Below are 24,910 nucleotides of genomic sequence, written 5' to 3' on the forward strand. Positions count from 1 at the left end.
TTAAGCGATATTTTAACCGCGTGGGCCAACCTAAATTTGATCTGTCAAAACAAAACAAATTGACAGATTTAAAAATGAAAACGATTTTAACAGCATACAAAAAGAATGGTTTTGCTTTAAAAAACCATATTGTCATGGCACCGATGACCAGAAGTCGTGCTATTAATAACATTCCCAATGATTTAATGGCTACCTATTACAGCCAACGTGCAGGTGCTGGTTTGATCATCACCGAAGGAACCTCCCCTACACCCGAAGGTTTAGGATATCCCCGTATTCCGGGTGTTTACGCAGATGAGCAGATTGATGGCTGGAAGAAAATAACCAAGAGGGTGCACGAGGCCGGCAGCAAAATTTTCCTTCAGCTGATGCATACCGGTCGTATCGGACATATTGATAATTTACCCGAAGGATCCGTTCTGTCAGGCGCTTCGGCTATAAGAGCCGCTGGGCAAATTTATACCGATACAGCAGGGATGCAGGATCATTCGGAACCCACTGCATTAACAACCGATGGTATAAAAACTATTATAGAAGGTTATGTTAAAGCGGCAAAAAATGCCATAGGAGCCGGTTTTGATGGCGTGGAACTACATGCTGCCAACGGGTATTTATTGGAGCAGTTTTTAAACCCCAACGTAAACAATCGTACCGATGGATATGGCGGCAGTATAATTAACCGTGCCAGGCTCACTGTTGAAGTTGCAGAACAAGTTGCAGCAGCTATTGGTAAAGAAAAAGTGGGTATCCGTTTTTCACCATTCTCCACCCTGGGCGATCTTCAAGCTTACGATGAAGCCGAGGTTCATGAAACCTATACTCATCTAACAAAAGCTATGGATCAATTTGATATACAGTATATTCATATTTCTTCAAACCCTGGCATACCGCAAAAAACCTTTGATATCATCCGTTCTAATTTTTCGAACACCATTATTTTATGTAACGGCTTCACTGCAGAAACAGCTGAAGATCAGCTTCACAAAGGATTTGCCGACCTGGTGGCTTTTGGCAGAAGTTTTTTAGCCACCCCCGATTTTGTAACCCGTATTGAAAAAGGCCATTTATTGAACCAGGTTGATTTTGCTACGCTTTACACACCTGGGGAAAAAGGGTATATAGATTATCCAACACTTTAAAAATAAGTAAGATATATTTAAGGTAATAATTAACACTAAAACCATTTCGTAATGACAAACCATATAACAATCGTAAACGAAGATCAGGGAGAAAGCCTTTCTGTAGTGGGTGATGCCTATCGCATCCTAATTTCTGGCAAACAAACCGGAGGGGCTTATGCTGTTATTGATATGCTTGTGCCACCAGGAGGTGGTCCGGGTCCGCATGCCCACGCGGATATGCAGGAATTATTTTATGTAGTAGACGGTGAAATAGAATTTAAGACCGAAAAAGGAAAATACACTGCGAAAAAAGGTGCCTTTGTAAATGTCCCCAAAGGTGGAGACGTACATTGTTTTAAAAATACGAGCGGTGAAGTGGCCCATATGCTGTGTACCGTTATCCCCGCCGGTCTGGATGCCTTTTTTGAAGAAATAGGGACCCCGGTTGCGGCAGGCACATTTTTACCGCCACCTGTTCTGACTGATGAGGATCTGCACCGGCTAAAACAACTGGCAGAAAAATATGGTCAAAAGCTATATCCTCCGGATTATTTAGATTAAAAAATAAAAAAGTCACTAACAAATGGATAGTGACTTTTTTATTTTCAACCTTCCACAAAAATCAGAAAGCATAATGACGCATCCCCCCGTCCACAACACCAACAGTACCGGTGATATATTTTGCCCGGGGCGATACCAGGAAGGTAGCCATATTGGCTATGTCCTGTGGTTCACCAAAATCGCCCAGGGGTATTTCACGGGCGGCAAATTCCTTGCGTGCTTCTGCGGTAAAATTGCGGCGCACATTAGCCGTATCCAAAAGGCCAGGCTGAAGACAGTTGATCCGGATGCCATACTTACCCAATTGTCCCGACAGCTGCTTTGACCACATTACTATACTCGCCTTAGCAACCGCCGAAACATTAACACTACGCAGCTCATAAGTACTGGTGATATTTAGGATGCAACCCTGCTTGCGCTCCATAAAATGAGGTAATAATTGCTGGGTCAATTGCCGGTGACAGTCAAAATCCATCGTCATCGACTCGTTCCAGGCCTCCTCCGCCCCGATAACCTCCAAGGGCTGGCTGCGCCCAGTATTATTGATCAGAATATCAACCTGTCCCAGACTTGATAATGCTACTTCAGCAATTTTCTGCGGGGCATCAGGTGCAACAAAGTCCTGTATCAATATCATCGGCTCCACGCCTCCTGCAGCTACTACTTCTTTCTGAAGGCTTTTTAGTAATTCCTCATTTCGGGCGGCAGCCAGTACTTTTACACCTTCTATAGCTAATTCTTTTGCAATTGCCCGACCTAGTCCCTGGCTAGCGCCAGTAACTACCGCGGTTTTTCCTTTTAAATACAGATCCATAATTTTATACTATTATCTTTTGTTAAAAATTTCTTTGGCAAAATTAACGGGCGGCATTAAATTTACAGGGTATACGATTAATTGTATGGTACTAACAAAAAAGTAACTAATGGCAGGCAGAAAGCAAAATTCAACCTATACCCGTAATGAAGTATGCATTATCGATTGTGACCTTACCTATGCTGTGCATAAGCTGGGAGGCCGCTGGAAATTATTGATACTGGATAAGCTATGCAAAAAGAAAATGAGATTCAATGAGATCAAAAAAGAGTTTTCCTATATATCTGAACGCATGCTAACCTTACAATTGCGGGCGCTGGAAGAGGACGGTCTGATTATAAGAACCGTTTTTGCCGAAGTTCCGCCAAGGGTTGAATATGAACTTACAGAAATGGCCTTTGAACTGGGCCCCATCCTGAAACAACTAAGTGACTGGGGTGGCAAACAAAGGAGTTCGGTAAAGAAAGACTAAATTCGTTCAGATCATCTCCATTTTATAATTGCTGTTTTTATATTTACCTGAATTAGTAAAAAATAATGTACCCAGCACCTAAACTAGATATTACCGTTCTGACAGATGAAATTTAATCAGGAGAGTGCTCAGGATGCGCCGCAAAACATAACCTGGATAAATAATTTACGATTGATAGCCATGTTTGCGGTGGTGGTGTTACACACTGCCTCGCCCCTACTTTTTTATCACGAAGGAAACTCCATGCAGGATTGGCTGGTTGCTGATATATACAATGCATTGGTACGTTTTGCCGTACCGGTTTTTGTAATGATAACCGGTGCTTTATTGCTTCACCGGGATTATGAATTGGGTGATTTTTTGAAGAAACGACTTGGCAGACTTATACTACCATTCCTTTTCTGGAGCACGGTGTATGTGCTTTACAGATGCTATAACGAAGAGTTTGCTTTTACGGACAGCGTTTGGGCAAACACCCGACTGATCTTGCTTCAGTTTCAAACAGGAGCCTATTATCACCTCTGGTATGTATATTTATTGATAGGCCTGTACTTGTTTATACCTATTATCGGCAAATTTGTAAAGCAGGCGTCGGAAAAAGAGCTACTATATTTTCTCGGCATCTGGTTTATAACAGTAATAGTCAGCAAGCCCTATTTAAGTAGCTTTGATACTGCTATCGACCTTCACAATTTTACGGGGTATATAGGGTACCTGATACTGGGTTATTATCTTACTTATAAAAAATTCCATATTCGTGGCTTAGTATATATCGCGGCAGCATCTTTCATTGTGATCGCATTAATCATTATTGCGGGCACCCACCATCTGCTGTTAAAAAATCATGACCTAAGCACATTCTTTTATGAACCGATAAGCCCATTCATCATCCTGCTTTCGGCAAGCGCATTTTTGACCGCTAAACATACTGTGGTGAAGTTAAATCCTGCTTTGAATAAAATAGCCCAAAATGCCGGACAATTTACGCTGGGGATCTATTTCAGTCATGCGTTGATATTAACCCTTTTTGACCTGACCGAAATTAATTACGCTATTTTCACTCCAGTATTAAGCATTCCCGCTATAGCCGTGTCATGCTTTTTACTATCGTGGCTTTTAGTTTATGTAATGAGTAAAATACCCTTTATAAAACGTCTTGTTGGATAGAAGAGATTCGTTAACTGCAAACTATTTTCTGTATATTTGTACCCTTAACTGCAAACTGCCCACTGGCTAATGCAAACTCTAATAAAAATGGGGTCGACCGGAATTGACAGGATGGAGATAAGTAAGTAAGCATGCAGCGCGTTGGGTGAATTAGCGCTTAAATCTGAACGCTCAAACTTACAAATGGCGAAAATAACTACGCCTTAGCTGCTTAATTTAGAATTAACTAGCTTTTGTCCCGCCGGTTTTCCGTTCTGTTGAATCGGCAATCGGGGCATCGAAAAACGGAACTGGCCAGCTTAATGGTGTGCATAGCAGGCGAGATAAAGCACCTAAGGAAGACGGTACAGGTAAGCGACTGACCTTCCCCTTCCCTACAATTAAACAGAAGCTAAGCATGTAGAAAGCTTACCTTATACCATGTTTGGACGAGGGTTCGAATCCCTCCGGCTCCACCCGAAGGGATAATCGTTAGATTATCCCTTTTTTTATCGATTTCAAGCAATCCCTTTTCTTTCATTATCAGATAGTTACGATCTAATCCTTGTAACATAGACTGTGTTCGATAGATGCCATTTTGGTAGTATAAGTTGCTGTCGAACACGGCAGAAACGAGTGCTCGTTTTCTAATCGTATCTGATAATTCATAAATACCCCTCATGTCATTAAGCTTGTGAATATGATCCTGAAACAATTTCAATCCTTCAGACATATTTTTGCCCAATCGTTCAATGATGGCTCGTAGGGTAAATATTTCACCATTGTAGGAAGATGACCAACGTTCATAAGTATCACGACCAATTTGGTTACTGATCCACTTTTCCTCCACTGCATAAAGTTTCTCTTGCACCTTCTCCAAATCTTCCTTTTTTTGCTTAGCCACCTCCTGATTCTGCTTAAATTTATCGTTCAAAGAAGCTTCTGCGCTTTCTTTTATAAACTTGATTTCATTCATTGGTAAACTCATCAGCTCATAAATTTGAAGAAGCTGATCATGTGCCTTCACAGCGCTGAGATTAAGGTGCTTGGAAAACTTACATTTATAATAATAGTACCAATTATTGTTCCTGTTTTTGGAAGGAGCCCCAGTCAAGGGCTGACCACAGTGGCATTTTAATATACCCCTTAATGGAATTTCATCATCGAGAGTTTTTTTACTCCTATCAGGCTTTTGCATTTTTTTCTGAACGGTATCCCAAGTCAATTTATCAATAATAGGCTCATGCCTTGCCGGAAAAATTCCGCCAGGGTATTCTTTAAAGGGTTTTACTTTAACCAAACCAGCATAGGCAGCATTTGAAAGTATTCTTTCAATTGCCACATTGCCTTTTCGATTGAAGCCCATTTGAAATACCTGTTCCTTTATAATGTTTAACGGAACATTCCGCAGATAATTCTGGAAAATAAAAAGCACGATTTTAGCTTGTTCCTCTACGATTTCTAGTGTACGCTCCTTTCCGTCACCAATTTTTTTGTAGCCGAATGGTGGAAGATTACTTAAAAACCGTCCCTCCTTCGCACGGGCAGTATAATTACCCCCGCGAATTTTTATGCTTCGGTTAATATTATCTTCTTCGGCAAGCAAGAGTTGAAGACCTGTGCGGAAGTAACTTCCTGGCGTGTCATAATCAAAAATAATCCCTTCCGTAACGCTGACAATTTGAATGTTGTATTTACGCTGAAGTGTTTTGACAAGGGTCATGGCTTCACCTGCATCGCGGCTGAATCTATCTAATTGATCGACAATCAAATAATCTACATCCTTTTGATGCTTCTTAATAAACTCCGTTAATTTAATAAAATCGGGACGATCAAACGTCTTTGCGCTATGTCCCCTGTCTATAAATGTGTCAACTAATATAATTTTATTGTATTCAATATATTGATCAGTGTAAAGTTCCTGGCGCTCAACGGATCCGTTACTTTGTCCAAGGTTACTGAATCTCAAATATCTAATTGCTCGTTTCATACAAATCTCTTAGGGTTGCTTCAACTATTATTTCTGCTATTAAATTTAGCAATTTTAATTTTTTTTCCCTATCATTCTCAGAAGTATTTTCATTTATTTGTTCATCCAATGACAACTTTGGGGTCTTCTTTTTTATTATCTCTCTTTTTTGTGTGGTCGACTTTTTGAGTGTTCTTTTGGACATAAATAATTGTTAAAGTTCGAACCGCAATGCAGACCATTAATTCATTGCGCAAAGGTTATTTTTCAATAACAAAGAAATCCCTGCCGAGAAACGACAGGGATTTATATTATTTTAATCGGATATTAAATCTTATTAATGTTCAATAATTCCTGTTAAAAGCCGAACTACGCATATATTCATTAAATCTGCGCTGGTATTCGCGTTCTTCATTTAATCTTCGATTAAGTACAACGCACCTCCATGCACATAGTCCGCATGCTATAAAAGCCACGGATAAGCAGGTCAAAGTTTCCTTTTGGGCTTCCGCTTTTGCAGCCTGGGTCATTTTTTGCTTGGTATTCTTCCTCCCTATTGCTCCGAAAAAGGCAAATGAGATAATCAAACAGGCTAATAATATATTACGTACAATGGCTTTCATCACACTGATTATTAATTAAAAATACTAAATTAATTAGTAAAATTAAAGTATTTTTAATTTAGTTTGTAAATTTTATTTTTTTTTCCGCGCTTCCTGCACCCTCTCGCGGATGATATCCGTGATATCCGATTCTGGGACACCCAGGAAGTGGATAACGGCATTTTCAGGATCCGTAGTTTTCAGGGTCAGGTACATCAGTCTGGCCAACTGTAAAATAAAAGACTGAGTAATAATATAGACCTTCACTCTGAACATTTCCACCTGATCAGTTATTTTAAAGAAAATACCGCTCGTTAACCGGATATACTCTGTAGTGATCAGATATTGAAAACTACGAATGTATAACAACCGGTACCAGGCTGCAACAGAAGCCGCAAGACTGAAAAGAATAACCTTCTTTTTTCAGGTAACACAATATGTAGTTATAAATAGCAATCAATTTGTTCTATTTACAGTTTTGTAGGTCCAAATTGAAATTATGCCACCTGTTTTACTGTCTTGAGAAATCCGAAAATTGCATGTTTTCAGATTTCGGTAATTATCACTAAATAACGTCGCCAAATAAATTTGAGCTTAAATACCGGTCGCCCCGGTCGCAGGCAATAAACACAATTACACCTTCTTCAATTTCATCTGCGACCTGGAGGGCAACGTGCAGCGCACCTCCGGTACTCATTCCGGCGAAAATGCCTTCATTCCTGGCCATCTGTCTCGTTCGCATTGTTGAATCCACTTCAGTTATATCGACAATGCGATCTACTTTGGACGGATCGAAGAACTTGGGCATGTATTCGGGTGACCAGCGTGGGATGCCCGGAATGGCTTCACCAATACCCGGCTGGCAACCGATAGCCTGAATAGCAGGGTTCTGCTCTTTCAAGAAAATAGAATTGCCCATGATCGTCCCTGTAGTTCCCATCGCACTTATAAAGTGGGTGATTTTGCCATTTGTATCTTTCCAGATTTCAGGAGCAGTTGATTTAATATGCGACTTATAGTTGTCGTCATTGTCAAATTGATTTAACAGAAAGTAACCCTCCTCGTCGGCTTTCTTTTGCGCATAGCGCCTCGATGCCTCCATATCTTCCTGTAAAGTAAAGGTTGCTCCAAAGGCCTCTATGGCTAATGTACGCTCGCGGGTAGAATTAGCAGGCAAGACGATTTCCATTTGTAAACCGAACGTACTCGCGATCATCGCCAAAGCAATGCCTGTATTTCCGCTTGTTGCTTCTATCAGTTTGTCGCCTTTCTTCAATTCACCTCTTTCAATTGCCGATCGAATCATATTCAATGCAGCTCGGTCTTTTACGGAACCAGCTGGGTTATTACCTTCCAATTTAGCAAAAATCTTTACGCCCGGTTTCAGGTTAAAGCTGGTTAGCTCAACCAATGGGGTATTACCGATTGTTTGAATGACATTTCTCATCGTATATTGAATTAAGGGATTTTAAAATTTATGGTAATTATTAATTTAGGGACTATTATATAGCAATAAAGCCAGTAATCCAACCGGCTAAGTGATAGGATTTACTATCGCCGCCGTTTTCATTCATTTTCATATTACAAATGTAGACCAGTGTTTTTGCGGAATACAGTCCCAGTTTTTCTTTTTTTAATGGACACAGTTATATTTGTACTATGAGTAAAGAGTTCCTTTATAACCAGATAGCGAACAGCTTGGCTGGTCAAATCAAAAGTGGAGTATTCAAGCCGGGTGATCGGTTGCCTTCTGTCAGAAACCTTTGCCAGGAACATGGAATAGGGAGTAATACTGCCAAAAGAGTTTTTATGGAATTGGAAGCACAGTCCCTGGTCGATACAAAGCCACAATCCGGATATTACGTCAAAAGGCGAAGCTATCGGGAATTGCCACTTCCTGAAGTAAGCCGGCCAACGATCGTTGCCCGCGAATATGAACCGAATAAATTGCTAAGTATGGTGTATTCGAACATGGGACGAAACGACCTTACCCTTTTCTCCATTGCAGCACCTTCAGGAGCCCTACTTCCTTTAGCCAAACTCAAAAAGGAAATTGCCAATGCGAACAGTTCGCTTATCGGTGGAGGTACAGAATATGAATTGGTCCAGGGTAATGTTAACCTTCGAAGAATGGTGGCTGTCCGCTCTTTGGGCTGGGGAGGAAACCTGAGTGAGGATGATATTATCACTACCGGGGGAGGAATGCAGGCATTATCTTTCTGTTTGATGGCAATTGGGAAACCTGGTGATACCATCGCGATTGAAAGTCCATGTTATCCGGGTATATTACAGCTTGTCACGAGCCTGAACTATAAGGTGATTGAACTGCCAACACACCCTGTAACCGGTGTAGAGATTGAAGGATTAAAAAGGGTGATAGATGATATTGATATTTGTTTGCTCATTCCCAACTTCAACACTCCGTTAGGGTGTTGCATGCCTGATGAAAATAAAAAGGAAATTGTTTCCTTATTGTCCAGGCACAACATACCTCTCATCGAAGATGACGTTTACGGCGATCTCTATTTCGGTTCCCAACGTCCAAAATGTTGTAAGGCCTTTGACACGGAGGGAAACATAATTTGGTGTAGTTCGGTTTCCAAGACTTTGGCTCCAGGATATAGGGTTGGTTGGATTGCACCAGGAAAATATAAAGATGAAATTATGCGAATGAAGCTCGTCCACGCTATTTCCTCAACAACCATTGTTCAGGAAGCAGTCGCCAATTTTATTAAAACAGGCAAATACGAAAGCCATCTTCGGCAGTTTCGACGCACTTTGGAAAGTAACTGCACCAATTATATCGATGCGATCTCTGAGTTTTTTCCGAAAGGCACTAAAATAAGTAGACCGCAGGGTGGGCTTACCATGTGGGTTGAACTGGACGAAAACATTGATACCATTAAACTTTATGATCTCTTGATCAAACAGGGCATCAGCATTGCTCCTGGCAGGATGTTTTCATTGCAGGAGCAGTTTCATAACTGTCTCCGCTTATGTATAGGCCTACCCTGGTCGAATGATCTGAAACTAAAATTAAAACAAATCGGATCGCTCGCATCTACGAATTATGTAAAAAACATGCGGTAATATTCCTTAAAATCTTATACTGTTTCTCAATTCGCGGATAAATGGTCCGTTACGTTTTCAAGGAGAGAAATTCCCGATTCAGGTCTGCGTCATTTTTTAATTGATCTAAAAAGGTTAATGATTGAGGCGGCTTACCGGTTCGGAAACGCGGGCGGATGCCGAAGGCTTCCTGAAAAGCGTGCAATGAGATCAGATCCTGACTGAAAATTTGCACCCAATTATCACGATATACAAGAATTTTAGTATTTGAATGAATTATTCTGATAGGGATGTTTTTTATGGCTGCTGCCAATTTAATATCGGTAATACGCCCTATCAGGTCTTTGCCAAATACCAGTGTAACCTTTCGGCCCGGGAAATTTTGCCTGATCCAATGAGCCTGCGCTGCATGAAATCTGTTCCCGATCGCCACAAATGCCAGTTGCTCGAGCCTGGGGTAACGGGGCCTGGTCAATGTGATAAATGCCATAGCTTCCATTACCGAATAAGTAATGATCAAATGGGTCGCATTTTGAGTTCCGGCAAACCATATATTTTGCGTAGCAGGAACTCTGTGGAAATCTACGTCAAATTGTTCATGCTGATCTCCGTAAGAAAAGGAAAGGTTGGAGGGCACATTAAAGAAGGCCTGGATCTCCGAAGAAATGCCAAGCCTTGTCAGGATCTGATTCATTGTTACGATCTCCCCTTGCGTTTCAGAGATTGTTCGAATTGATGAGGCTTAAACCCGCGCTGATTCTCAATGTCTTTAAGCGCCATATAATATCCCGGACTTAATTTTTCAGCGGATTTTTGTTCGCGTTTCTGATTGAACAGCGCATTTAATCCTTTATAAACCATGTAAGAAAGCCCTCCGTCGATCAAGATGGAAGCTACCAGCGCCAGTTTGTTGGAGCGAATACCATGGTGGTCTGTGCCTGAATAATTAAATTTAGTGCCATCGGCGATTTGCACCTCCTTACCCTTCCGATAAGCGGCCTTTTGCGCCAGAGTCAAAAACTCATTATTGACCATATCCGGTGCCATAATCTTTTCCGTATCCGACACGATATATTCTTTGGTTTCCGGATCATATTCAATCAGCATTTCTTTTTTATTACCATGATTATCGACTGTAATTTTAAGCAAACTGGCAACTTCACCTTTGCGCAATTGCTGGGCTTCTGTGTCGTTCAGGAAATCCGGTATAATTGGATTGCGGTAAATAGGGTGAATCAACAAGTCCAGTTTGCCTGCCTGATTCGGCTTTAGGGAAATCTTGGCATTGATGGATTTGATCTTAATGTCATCTGATTCGAGGTCATGCAGTTCCAACAAAGCCGTGCGCCGGCCTGAAAGCAATGCTTTCAAATCATCGAGATTTAAGAGGAGCTGGCCGCCTGCGGCCAGCCCGATGGTTTCCAGATCCTGGATCGGAAGCTCATCTCCATGAAAACTAACCAAGTTCATTTATCGTCCTACTTTTTGGCTTTGTTCCTGTTCTACTGCCTCGCCTTGCTCCTCATCCATTACCATTTCCTGTCCAAGGGGATTGGTTTTGGCCTCCAATAAGGATTTATAAAGCCCGTATTCCGGCTTTAACACCTTACGGCTCCCTGTCGAATCTTCCACCTTGATACTTTTGGTTTTATAGGTTTCCAACACTTTATAGGTGGTATCCATATAGGAGATCTCGTCGCCCTGTTTAAAACCTGGTGTTTCCGATGCTTGTTTTTGCTGACGCTTTTGTGAAACACCCAATAAGAGATTGGCTATTTTTTGCGCATCCCTGGAAGCTTTGGCTATTTCAAAGGGCTCGTCCTTTAAGATTTTGACAAAATTGTTCATGTAGGCGGCTTGCTGCCCGAAATTATGGCCGATCTTTAATTCACCACCGATCAATATTCCCGCAATGGCGGCACGTAATTCTTCACGGGCGTAATCAAGGGAACCAAATTTGCCTTCCATCGTACGATTCAAGCGATCCTCATGGCCTGTCCAATGTGTCAGTTGATGGATGGCAGCTTGCAGGTATTTGGTTTCGTTCTCAAAATTTTCCGGCTCGGGCATGAAGATAGCGTCTCGTTTTTGATCATAGTAGGCCTCCTCGCCGCCGTGAATAATCACCGCCTTACTGTCATCAATTAATTTTGCGGCCCGTTCAAGGGGTGAAAGTGTTTGGCCTGATTGCTGTTTGGCCAAAAACTCTTCCAATGGCTCCATATCCTTCAACTGGCTGCCATTAAACAAAAAGGCTCTACCGGGCTGCGGTTTGTCAAATTCTACCGTTTTGGTTTGGGTCACTCCATCTTTTTTAATTCGTTTCCCTTCGGCAGTACGGATCGCCTGAATCTCGCTGGTTTTGGGAAACTCTATTATCGTACCTTTTTCATCTTTTTTTACCCAATTGCCTCCATAGCGCGCAGCTTCCGCTGACATCCACCTTGGATCGTCATGACGCTGCATGCCTAAGATAATTGCATTCATGGCACTATAGCCTTTTCCGGTTGTGGGGTTAACCGGTGTAACAAAAGCCGGCAAGCCGTTTTCTTTAATCGATTTTTGAAACAAGGAGTTTCCTGCTTTGATTTCCGTTATCAGCTTTTCCGAAAGCTGAATAGGAAGTTTTTTGAAATTTTTGTCGTTCATTTTCTTGTTTAATTAGCAGTTCATATAAAAATTCAATTGGATTGATGTATTTGCGCCTGTAGCAAATGCTGAAATGCAGGTGCTCCCCTGTCACATGGCCAGTTGACCCGGTGATGCCGATCGGCTCACCTGAGGTTACGCTGTCGGCATTTGCTATAAAAATTTGACTGAGGTGACTATAAACCGATTCGGTCTCCCCATGTGCCAGCCTGATGTAAATTCCCAGGCCGTTATCGAAACCGGTGGATTTCACCAAGCCATCAAGGATGGCATACACTGTGTCGTGCCGGGCTTTGAGGTCAACACCTGCATGCATGGCATATTTGCCCGTAAGCGGGTGGATGCGGAAACCGAAATCTGAATTAATATGGAGATGTTTGAGGGGCAGGCAGACCAGGCAGAAGCTAATCAGAGTCTTCATCGGCCGTAGGTTTTGGACAGCTCCTGTTTTTGCGTTGGGTTAATGGATTCCAATACCCTTTCCTGAATTTCTGGATTATCGTTTGCTATAGCCAGTGCGGAATACAAAGCCTGGGAAGTCCCCCTGTCCTGTAACAGCATGATTTTGTACATGGCCTTGAAATCATCTAAGGGTATCGATGACCCGTTATTAGTGAGATCGTCAACAACCGCCTGTTTGTCTTTTAGGGTCATTACTTGCGCGGCGGGAAAGTAAGCCTCCCCGCCTTCAGGAAACCTCACATAGTTTTCCTTTTCTGAAAAAGTCATAGTCAGCACACCTATGTGTCCACGTTTTGTGCCGGTATCGTTTTCCAAATCCGGCAATACCAGGACATGTGTCCCGATTAAGTTTTCATTTTTCATAATATTTAATGTTTAAGATCTTTATCTGCCTATTTTCCGCCTTGGAGCATCCTCGATGATTTCGCTCAGACGAATTATGGCAACGCTATGGAATCCGGAGTCGTCCCGCAAAGAGGTAAAGGCATTCCGCAGTTCGCTGTCCGACCCGGATGTTTGAAGCAAAGCGAGGGATTTCAGATTTTCAATTACGTGCGTCCAGAAAAAAGCCTGTTTAGTTTCCGCCAATTCATTAAGTTCATCAGCTGTTTTGAGGACAAATAAGGTCTCGGAACTAAAATAATCCACTTCCTCATCCTCGAATCTTACCCAGATTTTGTCCTCTGTAAAGTCAGTAAATTCAATTGTGCCAATTTACCCGCGTGGTCAGAAGTCTGCAGGACCGGGCTAACCATGACCGTTAAACCCATAATTTCTTTCTGTTTCATGATTATTGCTGTAAGTGTTTGTTGATTTGGTAATGCTAGGTTTACCGTTTCAGACCACGGTTTTGACTTATTCCAAGGCGTTGGTCTAATCCAATTGTTGCTGCATCGCGGATAGCATCATTTTTTTTAACCAGTTCCATTGCGGTTCGGATATGCTTTTCCGTTCCATGATCCAACAGGAGGGCAATATTTTTGAGGTCTTTAAAATCGTCAACAGAAAGTGTCAGCGCATTTTGATGCATAAAATCATAGATATTGCCCGGTTCTTTGAATGTCAGCAGGGCATCGGCACTATATAAACCAACTTGATGGTCGTCAAAGCCCACATAGAATTCATCCATATTCAGGATCGCTGCCGTTATAAAACCAATCTCACCCTGTTTATTTGCCGGATCGTCTTTAAGATCGGGATGTACCATCAGAAAATCAGGCAACTGTATTTCACTTGTATCTTCTTTCATTATTTCATAGTGGCTTTAACTGGTGAAACAGGCGATGGCAACTTGAAAGCGAGTACCATTTCCTGTATTTCCTGGCTGATATGATTAAAGTTCTGCCGGAGCTTTTCATCTAATTTTCCACCGAAGTCATAAAAAGACGGCAAGGGTTTATAACCTTTTTCTTCCTGTTTGATGGCTTCCATATCAAGATTGATCCGGCAGTTAATTGCGGAGGTTTCAAAAGCGCCCGTAAATTTCTCCTGTACATCGGCGGCAATTACGCCGACCATCTCGCCAGAATTGAGCGAGGCAATCTTTCCTGCTGGAATCAGGGCTTCCAGCTTTTCGTTCAGGGAGGTAGATGTTTTATTCCTGTCGATAGAGAGGCCTTCGCCTATCTGCTTGGACTTTCCTAAAAGTCGTTCAAGCCACTCCAAAGTATCTTTGTTGCGTACAGAACCGGATAAAACATTGCCTACAACAGATACCATTGTCGCAGCAGTATCTTTGCCGTACTGCTGATTAAATTGCGTTAATTCTTGTAGCCCCATTACGAATGCGACTTTATTACTCCTCGCCGTTGCGATTAGGTTCTCCGCTTTATTTACAAAAATTGTGGGAATTTCGTCGACGATTAACGCGGACGGGAGGTTTCCTTTAGAGTTTATCAATTTGGTCAGCCTGTTCAGCACAATGGAATAGCAGGCCGAATTGATATTCTGCGTACTCGGGTCATTTGCTAATACCAGCATGCCGGGGTTTTCTTTGGCGGATATTTTTAAATCAAAGTCATCACCCGAAAAGACCCAGAAGGTTTCTTTCGTTGCCAGCCGGCTGATAAAGATCTTCAGCGTACCTATTTGTCCTTCCAACTGGTCAAATGCTTTCGCATTGTAAGCGGTCATGAATGGTGATAACAGTGAACGCAGCTCCGGCTCAGAGGTCAGGGCATTAAATATTTCCTCATAGGAGCGATTCAACAGCGCCAGCACATGTGGTAAACTGGAATAAATTCCATGTTTATATTTGCTCATGAAATACACGCATGCTGCCAGGAAATTGATCGCAGATTGTGTAAAGAATTGGTCACTTCCCCCGGATCGGTCTCCTTTTTTTAGCGCTTCCACTAATGCTTCAGCTGTTTCTGCCGCATCTGCCAGTGACTTGATATAATCTGCCCTCCAGGGGTTGATCCTGCGGCTTTTTTCAATATCGTTGAGGTTGATGACGTGAAATGCAAAGCCTTTAATCTTACCATTTTGTTTGGCCAGCAGATAATGATAGTACGCTATCTGGCCGAGATCGGGAAACTTAAAATCGTACAGGCATACTGCAAATTCTTTGGCTATCAATTGCCTGATGAAGGGGTTAATGATGGAGAAGCTTTTTCCGCTTCCGGGGGTGCCAACTACCATCGTTGCTCTAAAAACGTTGCAGATATTTATCCAGCCATCCCTGACCTTGCCTTTATAATAGAAAAGCATTGGGATGTTGACCGAATAAGGTGTTTCTACTTTTTTTACCGGCTGCATGAAGCTTTCGGCCTCGGTATTCCATTTATCCTTGCCCAATCCGGATTTGATGAATTTGGAGATATTATCCATTGACAGGCTCACCATCAATGCCCCTGCAAATGAGCTTATCATGTAAAACAGTTCATACCAGGTGGTATAGGCAAATGCGAACGGAGCGGCGCGGCACTGAAAAACAAGACTGCCGAAAAACAAAAACAGACCGATTGCAAGCGGATAGATGATGTGCTTTTTAGGGTCGAGGTCTGTTTTCTTTTTTGCCAGCGTACCGACGCTCACCAGGCAGATCAAACCAAACGTGGTCAACTTGCTATAGACCAGGTTGGAGTAAATAATAAGGTGACTGATCTTATCCAGTGGGGTAAAGAAAACGCCCCAGAAAGGGGCATCACGGTATATAAAAATGGCAGCTTCTAATAGTATGGATAAGTAAATAGCGCACTGCAAGAACCCGTGGAGTTTTTGCTGCTCTCTCGTTTCTTCCATAAAGAAATGGATTAAAATAAAAAGCCACCGGATTTTTCGGGTGGCTTGGGGACATTCGCTTAGCGTTTAGGGAATACGGGGGTAACTTCTATTATTTCTGTATCCTCTTTGATAGTTAATTGATTAACTTGTACCTGCTTTTCTCTTTCAGCTATTTTCTGATTGATCTCCATTTCCAGTTTCGCCATGTCCCTTTTTAAGGAAGCCAGTTCGTACTCCTGTTCAAATGGCCTTTGGGAAAGCTCGCGGACTTCGGGAATCTGTTTGTTAATCCCGTCCAGCTCCTTTTCGTAACGTTCTGCCATTCCAACAACCCTGTTGATCGCATCCAAAAAATACCGGGCTGCATTTTTAGGGTTATCGATATGGGGTGCCCCACCGTTTTGCATGTACTTAATACCGGTTGAACGACTTTCGGCATAAAGCGAGGTTACGTGAGTGATCCTGCTGGAAAATCCTTCTTCAACTGTTTGCAGCTTGCGCCTGATAAAAAGATCGAAGCCATACAATTCCCCTAAATGAAGATCAGGTTGGCCATAATCGCTTGGGGACCAGTTTTTATATAACCCGATCAGGTGATTGCCAATCGCGACATTGTCCGCCAACAGGATATCCTTTAATTTTAGCGGATTCAGCTTGGTGCCGTCTTCATCAAATTTCAAGACCTTCCTGTAGCTGATTTCATCTTTACGGACCAGTTCCAAGGTTGATTGAGTATCCTGACTTTTCTTTTCGAGGTCTTCCAACAGGTAACGGCTCCGGGCTACTTCTTTGAAGTGAGCGCCTTTATAGCCTTCCAGTTCTGCAATCTTTTTTTCAAGCCGCGTCTTTTCGAGTAAGGAAGTGTCGCCTGATAAAATCGCGATGTATTCGGAAAAGCTCATACCGCTCTGTTCGTCCATTGCCCCTTCATCCAGCGTACGCACCGATAATTCATTATTCTTCATCTGGCTGATGAAAATCTGCTTGTTTTTGAGCAGGTTGAATTTGTAGTTATCCAGTGATTGCTCCACGGCGTAAATGAAATTCCTAACCTTATTACTGTAAAATTGCTTGGCCAGCCAGTTGCCTTGCCGGGCACCACGGCCATCGCGCTGCTCCAGTTCTGAAGGTTTCCAGGGAATATCCAAATGATGCATGGCAACGATGCGTTCCTGCACATTCAGACCTGTTCCGGCTTTTTCGGTACTGCCAATCAGAATCCTGATCTCCCCGACGTTCATTTTCCTAAACAGCTCCTTCCGCTGTTTATCCGTTGCCCAGTTGTGTATAAAGGTGATCTGCTTAGGCGGGATATTGAAATCATTTACCAGCTTATACCGCAAGGCATCATACACATTAAACTCATCGGTTTTCGGTGTGCCGATATCGCTAAAGATGATCTGTGTGCCCTTATGCGGGGTGCTTTCATGATAGGTCTCGGCTACGTTCCGGGCGCAAATATTAACCTTATTGCCGGGGTGGTCGCCATATTTATCCGGGTTGACCAAGCGCATGTCCACTGCCATTTTCTTGGCATAATTGGTAGCAATTAACATCCGGCCTTTATCCTCATCCCTAGTCAGGGGACGCCTGCCGATTAACGTAGCATCACCAGTCTTGGCAAATTGCATCAGTCTTTTAATGAAGTCCTGCTGGTCAGGGGTTGGCTTGATATTGACTAAGGTTTCGTCAATTTCCGGCTTGTCAAGATTGATATGCTTGGCTGTTTTATAATCGGTGATCTGGTTATAAAACAAGGCCAGCTCAGGCACTTTGATAAAGTGGCGAAAACGCTCTTTTGCCCTGATCTCGTTAGTTACTGTAAATTCAAAATCGACTGTTTTTCGGGCATACACCGCTGCCCAGGCATCAAAATTGGATATCCGCTGCCTTTCCAGTTCCCGCGGGCGGAGGTATTTAAAGATCAGGTACATTTCCGTCAGGCTGTTGGAAATTGGTGTTCCGGAAAGAAAAGTAGCACAAAGATCCGTGTCGTAGCGGTCTTGTAAGGTTCGGATCGCAAAAAGCATATTGAGCGCCTTCTGACTTCCGGCTATGTTCCCCAAACCTGCGACTTTGGTGTGCCTCGTAGTGAAGGTGAGGTTCTTAAACTTATGTGATTCGTCAATAAATAAATGGTCAATATTCGTTTCCCGAAAATTAATGCCGGTATCCTTACGGTTTTCTATGGCCTTCATCACGCTTTTCAGCTTAGCTTGAAGGTTTTCCTTCCTGATCTCTAAGCCTTTCAGCTTTTCTTTAGTAATTTCTTCTCCTGTACCCTGAAGAGCCAATAAATCCAGCTCCGTGTTGTCCAGTTCGATTGTTAAGATCTGCCGCTGAATGTCCGGGTCCTGCGGGATTTTCCCAAACTGGTCATGGGTTAAGATGATGCAGTCCCAGTTGTTGTTTTTTATCTCGTGAAAGATCCGCTTACGCTTAGCCGGTTCAAAATCATTTTCTCCCGGCGCCAGTAATTTGGCTTTGGGATAAGCAAACCGGAACGTATCGGTGATTTGCTGTACATTGGTTTTTAAAGCCAATATCATCGGTTTATGGACGATACCCAGGCGTTTCATTTCCATGGCAGCTATGATCATCGTCAAAGTCTTGCCTAAGCCTACTTCATGGTCGATCAGTCCGCCATTGTTTTGAATTACCCGCCATGCCGCATTGCGCTGCGATGGATAAAGATCATTTATCCTTAGGGCTTTGAAATTCAGTCCCGGAAAGGTCAGGTGGCTACCGTCATATTCCCTAAGCGCATAACAGTTATAAGTGTCGTTGTATAATTTTTCTAAATACTTTTTATCCTCATTCGGAAGTTCCAGCAACCAAAGCAGGTAACGCGCCCTGATGTTATCGATCTTACGATGCGCGTTTTGAATCGCTTCCGTATCCGGGACCCGGACAACTTTTCCATATTGTTCAACCGGGTATGTAAAATGAGGGTTAGTATTCAGGAGCGCATATTCCAGTAAAGTATGCCCGGTGATTTTGTTGCTTTCCTTTGGGGTAACCGAAAACTCTTCATTCGTAATTGTGTTACCTTTTTTTTCATAACTTACCTTGTAGTCATCAACGGACACCAGGTAGCTTATTTTGGTATCCAGTTTGAAAAGGTCAGTTGCAAAACGCTGGTAATAATCAATCGGCACCCAGCGTTCCCCAAGGTTAAAATCAAGCCGTTCAAATGGGACTCTTTCGGGCTGCACGCGCCGGATAGCCGCGAGGCTTCTCGCGAACTGTAGATTTTGCGGTTCTTCCTCTGCCAGCTTTTCTGCGGCCTTTAGTTTTAGAACAACGTTCCCCGAGAGGTAATTATCTGTTGTTTCCCAGTTTAGCGTTTGTGGATTTAAGAAGATCTGATTATCCAGTTGCAAAATGATCTCCTCGGCTGTTAAGCCGGTTATCTGTCCGATAATGGTGAGATCGACCCGGCCAGCATCGTTCAGGCAACGCGCCAGCGCTTCGGCGGGGTCATCTGTTTTCAGCATTTCTTTTTGCTGAAAAAGCGGCCCGTAGAAGATATCGGAGCGTACAATTTTTTCACCCTCCCTGATTTCGAGAGAGGAAAGTATCTTAAAACCTAGGGCCACATCATTTAAGATGCGGTTCCGGTTAACATTTTTGTTCAGCTCACCATGCCTGGCAATGAAACCGTCATAATAGAAGTTCAGCGATTTGCGCAGCTCCGGGAACTGAATAGCATGTTCGTTTTCGCAACCGGATAGCTCAAGGTAAATATCCCGCAGTATCAGGTAATCCTCGTAAAAAGACAATTCCGGCTGCGGATCAAGCGCATCAAATTTGGCCTCAAAATTATGAGGCTCCCCGATTAAACCAAGCTTACCACCCAAAATCACCAGGGTGTCTTTGATATAAAAAGATTTCAGATCTGTAAACACCTTGGGTTTATCAGGCAGTAATTTAAAAGCCGGTTCAAGGCTGGAATCCCCTTCGTAACGATAGTCATGACCGAAGTTCTTTAACTTTATTGACAGGTTATCCAGTTCCTGGCCAAGCGTGAGGCCGGTCATCCATTTTCCGGGGAATGAAATCTCGGATAAGTTACTGTATAACTTGTACGCGAACCTTTTATTACTTTTTCCACGGGCGGTCAATAATACAATGCTGTCATGCAGAGGCTTTGTCGTTGTTCGGATAACACTAACCAACCTGGCTGTTCCAGCGTCCACGAATTGCTTATCTAAATCATCCAGATAGGCCAAAGCCTTGTTATCCTGATCCGTTTGAACAGGCGCATCAAACAACCCTAACTGGCCGAAGCTCAATCCTTTTTTATCCTCAGATTTTGAAGATTGCGGTACCAGTAAAAAGGTAAATTGTTTAAGGTTGGTTTCCTTTTGGTCAAAGGAAATTGCTTCCCATTTAGCATAGTTGAAATTGGAGAAGCCGGCAATTAATTGTTCTTGAAGTAAAGGAACGATGTCCTGCATTTCGCCATTTTGCCAGGCCACCTGTGATGCTTTGCCTCTTGCATTGATATCTTCAATAATCTCGTCGGCATATACCAATTCATTTTTACCGGCTAACCAGGCATTTAGGTGATATTTACCAATTGAATTTTTAACTTCTACCGTTTCAATCAGCAGGCTTTCTGCTTCGCTGAGAATTTCCTTGGTATCGTTTTTCTGTACCAGAATCAGGTGCATCCCGACCTCTACATTGGCGTTTTCCTTCATCAGATTTGCTGGAAGTACGGCAACACTTAGGAGGTCAGCGGAGGTAAACAGGTATTTTCGTGCGGTCTCGTTGGAAGGATTATTTAGGAAGGCATCTGTAACGATATATGATAAAATGCCACCATCCTTGATTTTATCCAGGCCCTTGGCAAAGAAATACGTATGAACTTTTGAGGAGATGCCACTTTTATTATAAGCGGGATCGTGTACAGCAATTTTACCAAAAGGTATATTACTGATCACTAAATCCGACTGCGCCTTTTCGGCCGCTGCTGTTTCTTCCAGTTTTTTGATCTGTACCTTTACGGGCAAGTTATAAACTGAACATAAAGCCGTTAGTACTTTGCCGGTTATAATATCCTTTTCAACAGCATTGATTTGTTGGAGACCTTCAAACACGGTAACCGCCTCCTCAATAAATACCCCGGCTCCGGCACTTGGCTCATACAAGCGTTTCGGTAAAATGTTGGCCTCCCGCATGGCGGAATAAATTGCTCTGGGAATATAGCCTGGTGTAAAATAGGCTGTTTGGGAACTACTTTTGAGCGAATCAAAGGCGGCCTTGTATTGGGTTACCGTTAGTTTTTCTTTGAGCAGAGCATGTAATTCGATGACCTGCGGATAAAGTTTGATATCAGCGGCGGAGGCGCCGAATTTTGTCCATTCTGATAATCCGCCGGGTGGGAACAAAACAGCCTTTAAACCCCCGAATCCGGCATATTTCTTTAGTTTTTCTATTTCTGTTTCGGAGAGCGGCTGGCCAGTAAAGTCCAGCGCGATTCGGATGGCCGCAATATTATCTGCCATCTTCCTTACCGGATTAAATGCCATATTACACCTCCTGTAAATAATCTGCTATGGTGCCGATCACTTCATACTTTAAGAAGCGGTCGTCCTCGTCGAGGCCTTTAATGAGTGGCGCACAGAGTTCGAGGATATTCGTAAGCTCGTAGTGGAGAATACCATGGTTGGAAAAGCGCAGATATGCTCTTAAAAATTCCTCTTCCAATACAAGCTTTACGTAATCGTAGCCTATGGAATCAGTCATATAAATGGTATTGTAATTAATTGGGCAGTGTATCCGCATCCAGTATGTCCTGATAGGATATGCTTAGGGTGACGACACGTCCGGAAAGCTGCTTTTCGCTTAATTCTGCCCTAAGCACTTTATTACCCGGGAAGGACATCTTTTTAAAAACAAAGATGTTCCGGTAATTTTTGGTAAAAGCAGCTTGGTTCAACAGCACAAACTCCGGTTTAACTTCTACCGATTGGTTATTGGCGGCTTTGGTGACTTTTTTATCAACCACATCAAACCTGAAATCGGCAATGTCATATTTGAGATTGGTTCTATTATGATAGCCTATATCCAGGAAGATATAATCCCCAACGGTGTAAACATGGTTCAGTTGCCCTTTGATCCCAAAGGCTTTAACTTTCTCTGCGTGTTTTTCGGGCCGCGAGGCAATCAAACTCAGGGCCAAAACTTTCAATTGGTTCTGTGAAAGCCCGATGCCGGAAATATCGAGCGGGCGCATATCCCCGGGAACGATATTTATTGCTGCCGGAACGCCGGGATAGCCTGGCAATAATCGGTATTGGGCAATAAATTTTTCACCGGCCACGGTAACCACCGAGCTCGAAAAGGATTTGGTAGAGTCACGTAATTTTAGACGCAGGACATTTTTAAGCGGCAGGTCGCCGATCAGTTCTTTGGTGGAAATATCCACGTATTGAATCGGCTCAGGAGAAATGAAATGAATCGTCAGGTTTAGCGGCAGGTAAATTACCGGCAATTTATCCTGGGCATGCAACATTGGGGCGCATAGCACCAATAGAAAGAATAAGATCGTTTTCATGATTTTTCGTGATTTAATTTTTTTTTGATGAGCACTCATGAGTGCTTAGCTTTAATAGGTTTTTTGAACGTTCTGCGACGCATCGGTGTCGATTAAATAGAGGTAGGAATTATATTTGAGCTTCGCTTTATTTTTGCGAATGAGGTCCGCAATGGCGGAAGAGGTCGATTGAAATACCTTATCAAGCGAGCTCATGATAAATTGGCTGTTGCCGGAACTGCCATCTATGGTTACACCCTGCACGGAGTTACCACCCAGATCCTTGGTAAAATCACGAAAAGCGGATGACGGGACATACAGGCCGGGCAATCCGTCCATATCGTATATCTCCAATTTAACAGGGAGAATTTTCCCCTCATAAAGAATGGAAGTTACTGCCAATGTAACCCGCTGTTCAGCAAATCCACTGACCTGCGCGAAAAGGCAGGTTCCTTTTTTGATGCGGTTATTACCGGCCTTGATATCCTCCAGGAGTTTCAGGCGTAAGCGCGACCCTGCATATCCAGTTATATTTTCGTCTATTACGGCACTGATAAGGGCGCCCTCCTTTTCCGGCAAAACAGTATTAAAGTCTGATGAAACAGCATCCACTTTCTCAACCGTTAATTTGACTTGGTTTTGTTTTAGCTTAGTAGCCTGGTCTGCCGCGTGCTTTTTCTTCAAATCTTCTTTGTAGGCTGGGTCGTTCTGCTTATTGATACTGTCCATGATGGCCATTTGTGCTTTGAAAACCTCCATTGGATCTTTTTCCCTGGTCACCTTCTCCGCCTGTCGCGGCGGGTTAACCTGCCTGTTGTTCATGGCTTCAATCGCCTTGGCGACCTGCCGGTCAGGTGATAAGCCGGTTGGCTGATCCTGCTTGATTCTAATGTTGTTATCAGTGGCAAATTTTAACTTCATAACCTGCTGGATAGAATCCAGCTTTTTCTTTTCCTGATTAGAATAATCATTATTAAAGGAGGGGTTACTTGAATTTTCGCGGGGAATTACATTTACGGCGGTCATGCCGTCCGCTTCCTTGTAGGTATTCCGGTAAGCATCCAGTTTATCTGTCAATTGTTTTTTCCGGACATCGGTTGATACCGCGCCCACGGAACCGTTCAGACCAGCATTTTCTTTGACTGTTGGCTTTGGCCTGGAAGTGCTACTATACCACGCGTAATAAAAAAGGCACAAAAAAGGCAGCAGGATAAGCGGCAGCACATACTTGGGCTGCTTAAAATTAATTTTCATACGATCTTATTTGAGTGTTTGGTGAATTTTGGACAGGCGGTCAAGGGTGCTATCCAATAAGGCGCTATCAACGGACGAAAGCTGCTTTTTGGCAGTAAGGCTATCTATCAGTTTTTTAAGTTTTATGGTTTCCCGCATATTGCCGGTTGCCAGTAAGATCTGATTAAAGCCGTCCGCCACCGGATTGACCCTGCTTACCACAGCTGCTTTTTTTTGCTCCGAATGGCGAAAAACACTGAATGATAATATCAGTGATGCGGACAGCAGCAAGACCATGCCCCCAAAAAAGAACTTCGGGTATGCAGCCCAAAGCCGCTTACACATATCCGCCGCCCTGCTGAAATAACCATTAAATTCCTTGTGTATTTCACTATACAGTGTATCCCTTGGATCTCTGTTAGAATGTATTCTTTTCCACATCTTGCAGGTCTTTGTTTTCAAGGGTTTTCCAATTGATAATAAGCACCCCATGTGGGTTATTATCACTTCGCGGGATATCTTTAAGATATCCTTCTGTTATTAGGGAACGGACAACAGTAGAACTGCGGCGGTCAATTTTCAACTTACCGTAATAGCGGAAATAATGTTTCGGCATTTCTACCTTGATGGAATCAGTTTGCAGCGTTAATACGGAACTTGAAGAAAGGATTGAGTTAAAGAAACCATTTTCCTTCAGGTTATTGTACTGCTCCATACCGGATTGGTCTACGAGGTACATGGCTTTTTTCATCTGGTATTCCATGTAATTATCATCCGGGGTTAAGGAAAAGAAGAGGGAATGAAAAAGGTCAACATCGGCCCTGTATTCGGCAGGCCGGTTCATCTGCACATCAGTCTGCCTTGCGAGAATGGGAATATTATTATCCAATATATATATGCTTTTTTGGGCATTGGATACCATCTTATAGGAATAGAAGCAATTCATGCCGACGATGAGCAGTGAGGTGAGCAGGCTACCACCCGCAATGAACGTCGCAAGCCTGATCTTGGCTTCAATATTTTTTATGATCATGATAAAC

Annotated in this window: 22 protein-coding genes, 1 other RNA gene and 1 pseudogene; 6 read left to right on the forward strand and 18 right to left on the reverse strand. The window is 42.9% G+C overall.

Annotated elements, in window-relative coordinates:
• Positions 1–74: 74 nt before the first annotated feature.
• Positions 75–1,139: an alkene reductase gene (locus BW976_RS01115; RefSeq protein WP_076370591.1), complete on the forward strand. Its 1,065-nt coding sequence runs from the start codon at positions 75–77 to the stop codon at positions 1,137–1,139.
• A gap of 51 nt (positions 1,140–1,190) precedes the next feature.
• Complete coding sequence (locus tag BW976_RS01120) at positions 1,191–1,682, forward strand: cupin domain-containing protein (RefSeq protein WP_076369551.1); 492 nt, start codon at positions 1,191–1,193, stop codon at positions 1,680–1,682.
• 61 nt (positions 1,683–1,743) lie between these two features.
• On the opposite strand, the gene BW976_RS01125 is transcribed toward BW976_RS01120, so the two are convergent.
• A complete protein-coding gene (locus tag BW976_RS01125) occupies positions 1,744–2,496 on the reverse strand; it encodes an SDR family NAD(P)-dependent oxidoreductase (protein WP_076369553.1) in 753 nt (250 codons plus the stop codon).
• Between the two features lie 109 nt (positions 2,497–2,605).
• Here BW976_RS01125 and BW976_RS01130 point away from each other — a divergent pair, with 109 nt between their 5' ends.
• From BW976_RS01130 to ssrA, 3 genes are all read left to right on the forward strand, one after another.
• The gene (locus BW976_RS01130; RefSeq protein WP_076369555.1) at positions 2,606–2,968 is read left to right on the forward strand and encodes a winged helix-turn-helix transcriptional regulator; all 363 of its coding nucleotides are present in this window, start codon (positions 2,606–2,608) and stop codon (positions 2,966–2,968) included.
• A 105-nt stretch (positions 2,969–3,073) separates the two neighbouring features.
• Entirely contained in the window at positions 3,074–4,135 is a 1,062-nt protein-coding gene (locus BW976_RS01135) for an acyltransferase (RefSeq protein ID WP_076369557.1), read from the forward strand.
• An 89-nt stretch (positions 4,136–4,224) separates the two neighbouring features.
• Positions 4,225–4,593: a transfer-messenger RNA gene (gene ssrA / locus BW976_RS01140) on the forward strand.
• 722 nt (positions 4,594–5,315) lie between these two features.
• Here ssrA and BW976_RS29970 read toward each other — a convergent pair.
• The 4 genes and pseudogenes from BW976_RS29970 to cysM form a co-directional block, all read right to left on the reverse strand.
• Positions 5,316–6,104, reverse strand: a pseudogene (locus BW976_RS29970) (recombinase family protein); the annotation flags it as partial.
• Complete coding sequence (locus BW976_RS01155) at positions 6,088–6,288, reverse strand: hypothetical protein (RefSeq protein ID WP_076369559.1); 201 nt, start codon at positions 6,286–6,288, stop codon at positions 6,088–6,090. The gene BW976_RS01155 and the pseudogene BW976_RS29970, both read right to left, overlap by 17 nt.
• A gap of 490 nt (positions 6,289–6,778) precedes the next feature.
• Complete coding sequence (locus BW976_RS01165) at positions 6,779–7,054, reverse strand: PH domain-containing protein (protein ID WP_076369563.1); 276 nt, start codon at positions 7,052–7,054, stop codon at positions 6,779–6,781.
• Between the two features lie 196 nt (positions 7,055–7,250).
• Positions 7,251–8,132: a cysteine synthase CysM gene (gene cysM, locus BW976_RS01170; RefSeq protein ID WP_076369565.1), complete on the reverse strand. Its 882-nt coding sequence runs from the start codon at positions 8,130–8,132 to the stop codon at positions 7,251–7,253.
• A 212-nt stretch (positions 8,133–8,344) separates the two neighbouring features.
• Here cysM and BW976_RS01175 point away from each other — a divergent pair, with 212 nt between their 5' ends.
• The gene (locus tag BW976_RS01175; RefSeq protein WP_076369567.1) at positions 8,345–9,775 is read left to right on the forward strand and encodes an aminotransferase-like domain-containing protein; all 1,431 of its coding nucleotides are present in this window, start codon (positions 8,345–8,347) and stop codon (positions 9,773–9,775) included.
• A 49-nt stretch (positions 9,776–9,824) separates the two neighbouring features.
• On the opposite strand, the gene BW976_RS01180 is transcribed toward BW976_RS01175, so the two are convergent.
• The 13 genes from BW976_RS01180 to traK all read right to left on the reverse strand — a co-directional run bounded on the left by BW976_RS01180 (position 9,825) and on the right by traK (position 24,903).
• Complete coding sequence (locus tag BW976_RS01180) at positions 9,825–10,448, reverse strand: hypothetical protein (protein WP_076369569.1); 624 nt, start codon at positions 10,446–10,448, stop codon at positions 9,825–9,827.
• Positions 10,449–10,450: 2 nt separating this feature from the next.
• Positions 10,451–11,224, reverse strand: coding sequence for a DUF4099 domain-containing protein (locus BW976_RS01185; RefSeq protein WP_076369571.1), 774 nt, complete (start codon positions 11,222–11,224; stop codon positions 10,451–10,453).
• Entirely contained in the window at positions 11,225–12,403 is a 1,179-nt protein-coding gene (locus BW976_RS01190; RefSeq protein WP_076369573.1) for a zincin-like metallopeptidase domain-containing protein, read from the reverse strand.
• Positions 12,306–12,824 carry a M23 family metallopeptidase gene (locus BW976_RS01195; protein ID WP_076369575.1) on the reverse strand — a complete coding sequence of 173 codons (519 nt, stop codon included), beginning with the start codon at positions 12,822–12,824 and terminating at the stop codon, positions 12,306–12,308. The genes BW976_RS01190 and BW976_RS01195 overlap by 98 nt, the downstream gene beginning before the upstream one ends.
• On the reverse strand, positions 12,821–13,228 hold the full coding sequence (locus BW976_RS01200) for a hypothetical protein (RefSeq protein WP_076369577.1): 408 nt from the start codon (positions 13,226–13,228) through the stop codon (positions 12,821–12,823). The genes BW976_RS01195 and BW976_RS01200 overlap by 4 nt, the downstream gene beginning before the upstream one ends.
• 466 nt (positions 13,229–13,694) lie before the next feature.
• Positions 13,695–14,114: a hypothetical protein gene (locus BW976_RS01205; RefSeq protein WP_076369579.1), complete on the reverse strand. Its 420-nt coding sequence runs from the start codon at positions 14,112–14,114 to the stop codon at positions 13,695–13,697.
• Positions 14,114–16,111 (reverse strand): type IV secretion system DNA-binding domain-containing protein, encoded by a 1,998-nt coding sequence (locus BW976_RS01210; RefSeq protein ID WP_076369581.1) that lies wholly within the window; start codon positions 16,109–16,111, stop codon positions 14,114–14,116. Before BW976_RS01210 ends, BW976_RS01205 begins: the two co-directional genes overlap by 1 nt.
• A gap of 59 nt (positions 16,112–16,170) precedes the next feature.
• The gene (locus BW976_RS01215; protein WP_245834592.1) at positions 16,171–21,606 is read right to left on the reverse strand and encodes a helicase-related protein; all 5,436 of its coding nucleotides are present in this window, start codon (positions 21,604–21,606) and stop codon (positions 16,171–16,173) included.
• A 25-nt stretch (positions 21,607–21,631) separates the two neighbouring features.
• The gene (locus BW976_RS01220) at positions 21,632–21,886 is read right to left on the reverse strand and encodes a hypothetical protein (RefSeq protein WP_139332152.1); all 255 of its coding nucleotides are present in this window, start codon (positions 21,884–21,886) and stop codon (positions 21,632–21,634) included.
• Positions 21,864–22,658 (reverse strand): DUF4138 domain-containing protein, encoded by a 795-nt coding sequence (locus tag BW976_RS01225; RefSeq protein ID WP_076370593.1) that lies wholly within the window; start codon positions 22,656–22,658, stop codon positions 21,864–21,866. The genes BW976_RS01220 and BW976_RS01225 overlap by 23 nt, the downstream gene beginning before the upstream one ends.
• 51 nt (positions 22,659–22,709) lie before the next feature.
• Positions 22,710–23,891, reverse strand: a complete 1,182-nt coding sequence (gene traM / locus BW976_RS01230; RefSeq protein ID WP_076369587.1) for a conjugative transposon protein TraM — start codon at positions 23,889–23,891, stop codon at positions 22,710–22,712.
• Between the two features lie 6 nt (positions 23,892–23,897).
• Positions 23,898–24,311 (reverse strand): hypothetical protein, encoded by a 414-nt coding sequence (locus BW976_RS01235; protein ID WP_076369589.1) that lies wholly within the window; start codon positions 24,309–24,311, stop codon positions 23,898–23,900.
• Positions 24,289–24,903, reverse strand: coding sequence for a conjugative transposon protein TraK (gene traK, locus BW976_RS01240; RefSeq protein WP_076370595.1), 615 nt, complete (start codon positions 24,901–24,903; stop codon positions 24,289–24,291). The genes BW976_RS01235 and traK overlap by 23 nt, the downstream gene beginning before the upstream one ends.
• Positions 24,904–24,910: the final 7 nt, after the last annotated feature.

This window comes from Mucilaginibacter lappiensis, from assembly GCF_900155965.1.
GTDB lineage: Bacteria > Bacteroidota > Bacteroidia > Sphingobacteriales > Sphingobacteriaceae > Mucilaginibacter > Mucilaginibacter lappiensis.

Excerpts from the sequence above, each read along its gene's own strand:
- BW976_RS01115 (WP_076370591.1), top strand. The coding sequence starts at position 75 with ATGAAAACGATTTTAACAGCATACAAAAAGAATGGTTTTGCTTTAAAA.
- BW976_RS01120 (WP_076369551.1), top strand. The coding sequence starts at position 1,191 with ATGACAAACCATATAACAATCGTAAACGAAGATCAGGGAGAAAGCCTT.
- BW976_RS01125 (WP_076369553.1), bottom strand. The coding sequence starts at position 2,496 with ATGGATCTGTATTTAAAAGGAAAAACCGCGGTAGTTACTGGCGCTAGC.
- BW976_RS01130 (WP_076369555.1), top strand. The coding sequence starts at position 2,606 with ATGGCAGGCAGAAAGCAAAATTCAACCTATACCCGTAATGAAGTATGC.
- BW976_RS01135 (WP_076369557.1), top strand. The coding sequence starts at position 3,074 with ATGAAATTTAATCAGGAGAGTGCTCAGGATGCGCCGCAAAACATAACC.
- BW976_RS01155 (WP_076369559.1), bottom strand. The coding sequence starts at position 6,288 with ATGTCCAAAAGAACACTCAAAAAGTCGACCACACAAAAAAGAGAGATA.
- cysM (WP_076369565.1), bottom strand. The coding sequence starts at position 8,132 with ATGAGAAATGTCATTCAAACAATCGGTAATACCCCATTGGTTGAGCTA.
- BW976_RS01175 (WP_076369567.1), top strand. The coding sequence starts at position 8,345 with ATGAGTAAAGAGTTCCTTTATAACCAGATAGCGAACAGCTTGGCTGGT.
- BW976_RS01180 (WP_076369569.1), bottom strand. The coding sequence starts at position 10,448 with ATGAATCAGATCCTGACAAGGCTTGGCATTTCTTCGGAGATCCAGGCC.
- BW976_RS01185 (WP_076369571.1), bottom strand. The coding sequence starts at position 11,224 with ATGAACTTGGTTAGTTTTCATGGAGATGAGCTTCCGATCCAGGATCTG.
- BW976_RS01190 (WP_076369573.1), bottom strand. The coding sequence starts at position 12,403 with ATGAACGACAAAAATTTCAAAAAACTTCCTATTCAGCTTTCGGAAAAG.
- BW976_RS01195 (WP_076369575.1), bottom strand. The coding sequence starts at position 12,824 with ATGAAGACTCTGATTAGCTTCTGCCTGGTCTGCCTGCCCCTCAAACAT.
- BW976_RS01200 (WP_076369577.1), bottom strand. The coding sequence starts at position 13,228 with ATGAAAAATGAAAACTTAATCGGGACACATGTCCTGGTATTGCCGGAT.
- BW976_RS01205 (WP_076369579.1), bottom strand. The coding sequence starts at position 14,114 with ATGAAAGAAGATACAAGTGAAATACAGTTGCCTGATTTTCTGATGGTA.
- BW976_RS01210 (WP_076369581.1), bottom strand. The coding sequence starts at position 16,111 with ATGGAAGAAACGAGAGAGCAGCAAAAACTCCACGGGTTCTTGCAGTGC.
- BW976_RS01215 (WP_245834592.1), bottom strand. The coding sequence starts at position 21,606 with ATGGCAGATAATATTGCGGCCATCCGAATCGCGCTGGACTTTACTGGC.
- BW976_RS01220 (WP_139332152.1), bottom strand. The coding sequence starts at position 21,886 with ATGCGGATACACTGCCCAATTAATTACAATACCATTTATATGACTGAT.
- BW976_RS01225 (WP_076370593.1), bottom strand. The coding sequence starts at position 22,658 with ATGAAAACGATCTTATTCTTTCTATTGGTGCTATGCGCCCCAATGTTG.
- traM (WP_076369587.1), bottom strand. The coding sequence starts at position 23,891 with ATGAAAATTAATTTTAAGCAGCCCAAGTATGTGCTGCCGCTTATCCTG.
- BW976_RS01235 (WP_076369589.1), bottom strand. The coding sequence starts at position 24,311 with ATGTGGAAAAGAATACATTCTAACAGAGATCCAAGGGATACACTGTAT.
- traK (WP_076370595.1), bottom strand. The coding sequence starts at position 24,903 with ATGATCATAAAAAATATTGAAGCCAAGATCAGGCTTGCGACGTTCATT.